Source organism: Pedobacter sp. AK017 (assembly GCF_014200825.1).
Classification (GTDB): domain Bacteria; phylum Bacteroidota; class Bacteroidia; order Sphingobacteriales; family Sphingobacteriaceae; genus Pedobacter; species Pedobacter heparinus.
The window spans coordinates 1-7,223 of the sequence record NZ_JACHCW010000035.1 but is presented as its reverse complement, the minus strand read 5'-3'; the positions used below and the strand labels follow the sequence as shown (position 1 = coordinate 7,223).

The 7,223-nt window shown below is 41.1% G+C and carries 5 protein-coding genes; all 5 read left to right on the top strand.

Annotated elements, in window-relative coordinates; all coding sequences use genetic code 11:
* The first annotated feature begins 223 nt into the window (after positions 1 to 223).
* Entirely contained in the window at positions 224 to 808 is a 585-nt protein-coding gene (locus tag HDC92_RS24770; protein ID WP_012781284.1) for an RNA polymerase sigma factor, read from the top strand.
* Positions 809 to 1,037: 229 nt separating this feature from the next.
* Entirely contained in the window at positions 1,038 to 2,081 is a 1,044-nt protein-coding gene (locus HDC92_RS24765; RefSeq protein ID WP_183877558.1) for a hypothetical protein, read from the top strand.
* 50 nt (positions 2,082 to 2,131) lie between these two features.
* The gene (locus tag HDC92_RS24760; RefSeq protein WP_012781286.1) at positions 2,132 to 4,993 is read left to right on the top strand and encodes a SusC/RagA family TonB-linked outer membrane protein; all 2,862 of its coding nucleotides are present in this window, start codon (positions 2,132 to 2,134) and stop codon (positions 4,991 to 4,993) included.
* Between the two features lie 19 nt (positions 4,994 to 5,012).
* Entirely contained in the window at positions 5,013 to 6,758 is a 1,746-nt protein-coding gene (locus tag HDC92_RS24755; RefSeq protein WP_162141686.1) for a RagB/SusD family nutrient uptake outer membrane protein, read from the top strand.
* A 61-nt stretch (positions 6,759 to 6,819) separates the two neighbouring features.
* A partial coding sequence (locus tag HDC92_RS24750; RefSeq protein ID WP_255484672.1) for a carboxypeptidase-like regulatory domain-containing protein occupies positions 6,820 to 7,223 on the top strand: 404 nt, incomplete at its 3' end.

Here is a 7,223-nt window from a genome sequence, read left to right as displayed (position 1 = left end):
TACCGGGTCAGATGGTTGCTGGTCAGGGTGAGGCCAATGGACTTGGATCCGGAGCATGGTCGCCTCAAAATAAATTTTATGCCTTTGGGCTTAACATTACTTTTTAACAAGATAAAAGTTTTAGACAGTCTATAACTTTTATCTTTGTTTTATGTTTCGGTGACGTAAACAATTGTTGTTTATTAAATATTCCTTTGGTATATTCGTTTTCAACTAAACCTCCATGCGGACCGTCAAATCATACACTGACCAGGAACTGCTTGATTGTCTAAAATCAGGGGACCAGCAGGCTTTTGCTGAAATTTATAACAGGTACTGGAAAGTGATGTATTTTCATGCTTTGAAGATGCTGGGCGATGAAGATGATGCAAAGGACCTGGCACAGGAACTTTTTGCTACTTTATGGACCAAAGGAACCAATCTTCCCTTTAACAGCAACCTTTCTGGTTATCTGTATATCACTGCAAGAAATAAGATCATTAACCTGATCCAGCAAAAAAAGGTAAGGCGAGATTATTTAAGTGCCTTATCTGCGTTTGCTGAAGAGGCAGGTAATGGGACAGTTGAGCAGATTGACGAAAAGGAATTGCTGCTGATCGTAGAAAAGGAGATTCAGAATCTGCCTGTTAAAATGCGCCAGGTTTTTGAATTGAGCCGAAAACAATTCTTATCCCATAAAGAAATTGCAACCCAACTGGGGATATCTGATAAAACGGTGAAAAAACAGATCGGATACGCAATAAGGATGATTAAACTGAAACTGGACGTATTGACAAGGATAACCATCATATTATTCTTTTTAAAATAAATATTTTTTTTCTTCCGCTCTACTACCGGGTACAGTCTCAACTGTTTTACCATTAACAAGGCAATATAAGTCTGCAGGGTTAATGAGAAATTGAGTTTACTGAACAGCATGCAGTACGGTTTAATTTAAGTTGATAAACTGCAGATTTTAATTGCCCAAAACAAACTAAACCAAAATAACCACTACAATGAGGAAACAAAATTTAACCTGCTGTACTTTCAGGTACACAATGATTTTTTTAGTTTTTCCGCTCTTATTTCAATCTTGCAGTAAGAGCCAGCTACCTGGAGCCAGCGATTTAGAAGGTTCACAGTTAAAAGAAGGCAATCTGGAGGCTATGATTGCTTCGGAACAGCCCCTGCCAGGAGGCAAAGTCCGCTTTTCTGCGGTAATGGGCAATATGGATCTTACCGGCGAAACCGTTGTTAGAATTTGCAATTGGACATTTAATGCCAATGCCGGGACAGTGGCTGCTACTTATTGGGATTGGAATACCGCAGATGAAAAAGGGAAAACCTTGTTTAATGCACATACCTGTACTTTTGAGAACATCAGCAAAACTGCCAATCCTTACACGCCTACCGGATGGATGGCACCTGCAGGCATGTACTTTGGCCGGACAGGTATCTATACTTATAATGCTACCACCGGCGTACTTTCTATTGCATGGGATGCGCCATGGGCGGGGGTTACTGAAAGCTGGAACGTGACCAACCCTGATGCGTTTAGCGCAAAGGTATCACTCAGAAGTTCCAATTATGGACTTACCCATGGCAGGGGCTATGGCAGTAATGCTTCGTGGAGTACTTTTAAAACAGTTGCGCAGGTGCCCCGTATTCTTTATCGAGGCTTTAGGATAGCTGTTTGGTCTACAAATGGAACTACCATATCTATAGACACGACTGTGACCGGGGCGTGGAAAGCTGACAAATTAAATTTAACTCCTTTTACATCTTCAGCCAATGGCAATACCTTGCATGTGTTATCGCCAAGCTCTGCGGATGTGTGTAATTCGGGTTGCACCACAACCAGAACGGGTATTATTTATCATCTTGCCAGCAATAATAATGGTAGAAGCATGGTTTACAATCATTTTTGTGCCTGTCTGCCTACAAATGCTGAGTTCCCCACTTATGACCGTAATTTACATCCCTATGCTTTTCAACAGATCATTGACGATAATGGTGATATGAGGGGTTTTATAGGAATTGAACAGCAAGACCAGCCTGGGTCTGTTGGTTACCAGTACCAGCTTAAAGAATACTTTCAGTAAAGGATTTAAAGCAATCGTCCTGAATATTTTAATGTACTAAACTTAAATATATGACTAAAATAATTACTCAATTTACCAGACGAGTCTTTACAGGAAGCGTGTTTCTGCTGATGATTGGTTATAATGCCAACGCACAGGAGCCGAATTCACAAGACTCAACCAAAAATTTATCACTTGGTAACCAGGACCAGGAGATTAAAGTTCTTTACGGATCTAAGTCGAAGAGGTATATTACAGGTGCCGTCTCTTCTATTTCAGGAGATGTGTTAAGTAATATTCCCGGTACTAACCGGCTAAGTGCGTTGTCAGGTCGTTTACCGGGTCTTTCAATAATCCAGGGTAAAGCTACTCCTGGAGCTGAGAGTATTTCGTACCAGATTCGGGGCTTTCATAATCTAAATGGTTCGGATTCACCCTGGATAATTGTTAACGGCAGGGTGGATGATGCAAGCCAGATTGAACCTAACGATATTGAAAGTATCACCATACTGAAGGATGCAGCGGCTACAGCTTTATACGGCATGAACGCTTCACAAGGCATTATACTTGTAACCACTAAGCGGGGTAAAGTAGGAAAATTAAAGATTAATTATAATGTTGAATCGACCTTTCAGCAACCAACCAGAATGCCTAAATTCCTCGACGCTTATAATTATGCAGTGCTTTATAATGAAGCACAACTAAATGATAATCCGATTGCTGTGCCGAAATACAATGCTACAGCACTACAGGCTTACAAAGATGGAAGCAATCCTTACTTGTATCCGAATGTGGATTGGTCTGATGAACTGGTGAAGGACCATTCATTGCAAATTCGAAATAATGTAAATGTAAGTGGTGGTTCGGATAATGCAAAGTATTATTTTTCAGCAAGCTATCTCACGGATGATGGTATCTTTAATACGGATAAAAGTATAAATACATACAGCACTAACTCTAATCTTGATCTTATTAATGTAAGGGCTAGTGTTGATCTGAAAATAACCAAAAATCTGAAAATATTTGCAGACCTCCGTTCAAAAAGGGACAAGCGTAATGCCCCGGGAGCCTACAATACACTTTTCGACGAAAACCTTTTTAATTCAATATACGCAACCCCGTCTAATGCTTATCCGATGAAAAATGCTGATGGTTCATTGGGTGGAAATATTACTTATCAGAATAACCCTTATGGAGGGCTTAATTACGCTGGCTATAATAACATTGTCGGAGCTTCGATGTCATCATTCGCTGAATTGGACTATGATTTTAACAGCTTATTGAAGGGATTGACGCTCAAAGCCAGACTCGGTTTTTCCAGTATATCGTCATTTTATACAAACCGTGCCAAGAATTTTGCAGTATATTCATTAAATCCTGCCGGTTCCGCCACGCCTTATACTCAACTTGGAGCAACGACTGTAATCGTACCAGGTGGCGCATATATTAATCGGAACCGGATCTATGACCATTCATTAGCAGCGAATTATCACAGGGTTTTTGGCAATCATAATATCAGTTCAATGCTGATGTATGAACGGCAGCAATTTGATACTAATTCTGGTGATGGCAATGTTGCAAACTCGGGAAGACAAACTAAAAATTACCAGGGGCCAAAGGGAAGCGTATCATACCGGTTTAAAGATAGGTACCTGCTGGATATTGCAGCTTCTTACATGGGAAATGAGCAATATCCTGAAGGCGACCGCTATGGCTTTTTTCCTGCGGTATCTGCAGGCTGGATTGTTTCAGATGAATCTTTCATGAAAGGAAGTTTAATTGATTTTTTAAAGATCAGAGGCTCATACGGAAGAACCGGAAACGTTGCGCCAGGAGACTTGAATTTTAGCTATTACGGTTCTTATGCTGTTGCGGCAGGATATGGTGCTTATTTCGGCACTACTCCCACAGCAAGTTCTGGTGTATATCAAAGCCAGATAGCCAATCCTCTGGTCACCTGGGAAAAGACACTGAAATCTAATGCAGGATTGGATATAGCCCTGTTAAATAATAAGTTTAATGCTTCTTTTGATTATTTCAATGAAGAAACTAAAGATATTCTTATTTCCGGTGACATTACAGTGATGTATGGAGGCGGAAGTACTACTTCGGTTCCTTCCGGCATTTTCAAGAACAAGGGGTTTGAGGTTCAGGCAGGATGGACAGACAAGATCAAAGATTTTCAGTATTCTGTAACAGCCAACTATTCTTTTGCAAAAAATAAAGTTATAGAAAACGGTGAGGTAGAAAAGCAGTATTCTTGGATGCAAACGATAGGAAATCCTTTACAAACCCGAATGGGATATGTTTTTGACCGGTTCTATACCGAAACCGACAACATTGCAAGTTTACCCAGCCAGTCATCACTGGGCACACAGAAACCGGGTGATCTGAAGTATAAGGATCTGAATGGTGATGGAATAATTAATGAGAACGATATTACCGTTATTGGCAAGGCCAGAATACCACAAAGTAACTTCGGATTGAACCTTGGAGCTCAGTACAAAGGGTTTGATTTGAATGTGTTCTTTCATGGAACGCAAGGAGGTACAACCTATAATTCAGGCCGTACTTATTATGCATTTGTTGGACAAACGGGAAATGCGTTGGAGCATCACCTTGGCAGATGGACTCCTGGGTCGGGGCAATCAGCGACGTATCCTCGATTAAGTCTGACTAATACGAATAATACCGCAGTTAGTTCATACTGGGTAAAAGATAACTCTTTTGTAAGGCTTAAATACGCAGAATTGGGGTATACACTCCCAGCCAGGCTTGTAGGAAAGATCGGAATAACCGGCACACGGATTTTTGTAAATGGCAATAATTTATTCCTATGGGATGAGGTCAAACTAAAAGATCCGGAAATGGAAAATCCGGTGGGCTATCCATTGCTGCGCTCTTTTAGTGTAGGCCTTAATGTGAAATTTTAATCTTCAAATACTAATGGATATGAAAAAAATACTATTTTCTATTATATGTCTGACGGGAGCATTCTTGCTTCAATCCTGTTCTGATGAAACAATTGATACAAAGCCAGCACAATTTGTCAATAAAGATGTCATTTATACTAATAGTGCAAGGATATTGCAGTTTGTAAATAACCTCTATACCTTTCTTCCCAAGGGTTATAACCGATTGGGGTCGGTGGCTGATGTGGGTGATGATGTGGGACCAACTCCAGGTGCTAATGTTCTTGGGTCGATGGTTGCTGCTGCAACGGATGAAGCTGTACATGCATCCCCGAATTCTGGTGCAGAAAAGTGGGGAACAGGAAATTGGGGAACTACATCTTCAAATAACTGGGATGCCCCCTTAAATACAATTTATACAGGCATTCGCAGAACGTATGATTATACAAATGATATACATGCCAATCTTATTGTAGCACCGGTCTCATCCATAAGTCAAATAACTGCTGCTCAGCGCGATGAGTACTATGGTCAGGCTATTTTTATCCGTGCTTTGTTAAACTTTGAGCTGCTGAAGCGTTTTGGAGGTTATCCTATCGTTAGAGAAGCCCTGAGAGCTGATGGCAATCTGATTATCCCAAAAAGTTCATATGATGAATGCGTGGAATATATTGCAGGCTTGTGCGATGAGGCGGTGGCAGTATTGCCGATTACCTACGCAGCGGGAGATTTTGGCCGTGCAACAAAAGGTGCGGCCCTTGCTTTAAAAGGCAGACTGTTATTATATGCGGCGAGTCCGCTAAACAATGCAGGAAATCTGCTTACGAAGTGGCAAGCTGCTGCTGCAGCTAATGCCGCAGTTATTAACCTGAAAAATGGAGCAGCCCCTGTATATAGCTTGTATACAGCCGGTACCGGTTATGATGCATTTTTCACTACGCTTGTCGGAAATAACGAGATCATTCTCTCCAGGATAGAACCGGCAAACGCTGCCATAGAACAAGTGAATGGCTTACCTCAACTGGTAGATGGTGGGGGTGGAACTAATCCTACCTTAGACCTGGTTAATGATTATGAAATGAAAGACGGTACGCGTTTTAACTGGAGTAATCCTACTCATGCAAATGCTCCTTTTGCCAACAGGGACCCACGTTTTGATAAAACTATTTTATATAATGGCGTATCCTGGATGGGCGTTACAGTCGAAACCTTTGAAGGTGGTAAAGACAAAACAGGTATAAATCCTACCCGTACAGGGTTCTTCTTACGTAAATTCATGGGCAATTCAACCAAAGCTACCTGGATAGCACCGGTAGTAAATACATTGCATTGTTTTCCAATTTTCAGATATGGAGAAACATTGTTGAATTATGCGGAAGCTATGAATGAAGCGTATGGCCCAGATGATCCGGCTACCTACGGATTGACCGCACGTCAGGCCATTGCACTGATCCGTACACGTGCAGGTTTAACCGCTAATCAAACAGTCCCTTCTGCAACCAGTCAGTCATTAATGCGGGATGCTATCCGTCATGAGCGCCGCATCGAGCTTGCTTTTGAAGAACACCGTCATTTGGATTTAAGAAGATGGAACCTGGCAGTAACCGTACTGAATAACAAACCCGTTTCAGGTTTGAAAATAGTGAGAAGTAGCGGTCCGCCCTATACATTTACATACACTCCAGAGGTGGTAGAAAATCGGGTATTTACCGAAAACATGTATCGTTATCCCTTCCCTAGGGAGGAGGTCAGCAGAAATCCAGGTATTCAAAATCCAGGTTGGTAATCATTTTAAACTTAAAATTATGAGGAGATTTTTAATACTATTAGTTTTTAGCTTGGCTTGTATGAGCACATATGCTCAAAATGTACAATTAAGCGGTACTGTAACCGATAAAGATGGAGTTTCACTTCCTGGTGTCAGTATTCTTGTTGAAGGCACCAAAATTGGCGCAGTTTCAAATGCAAAAGGCCAATATTCCATTAGCCTGCCTAATCCTAACTCAGTTATTGTTTTTAGTTTTTTGGGCTATATTTCTCAGAACGTAAACGCGAAAGGCCGCTCAAAAATAGATGTTAGCTTATCAGAAGATTCTAAATCCTTAGATGAAGTAATAATGGTAGGTTACGGCGCCCAGAAAAAGGCAAGTGTAATTGGAGCCATTTCCAATATTAACATGAAGGAACTTAGAAAAGCAGCACCATCAAATTTGAGCAATGCGCTCGGGGGCCGTGTTCCTGGTATAATTAG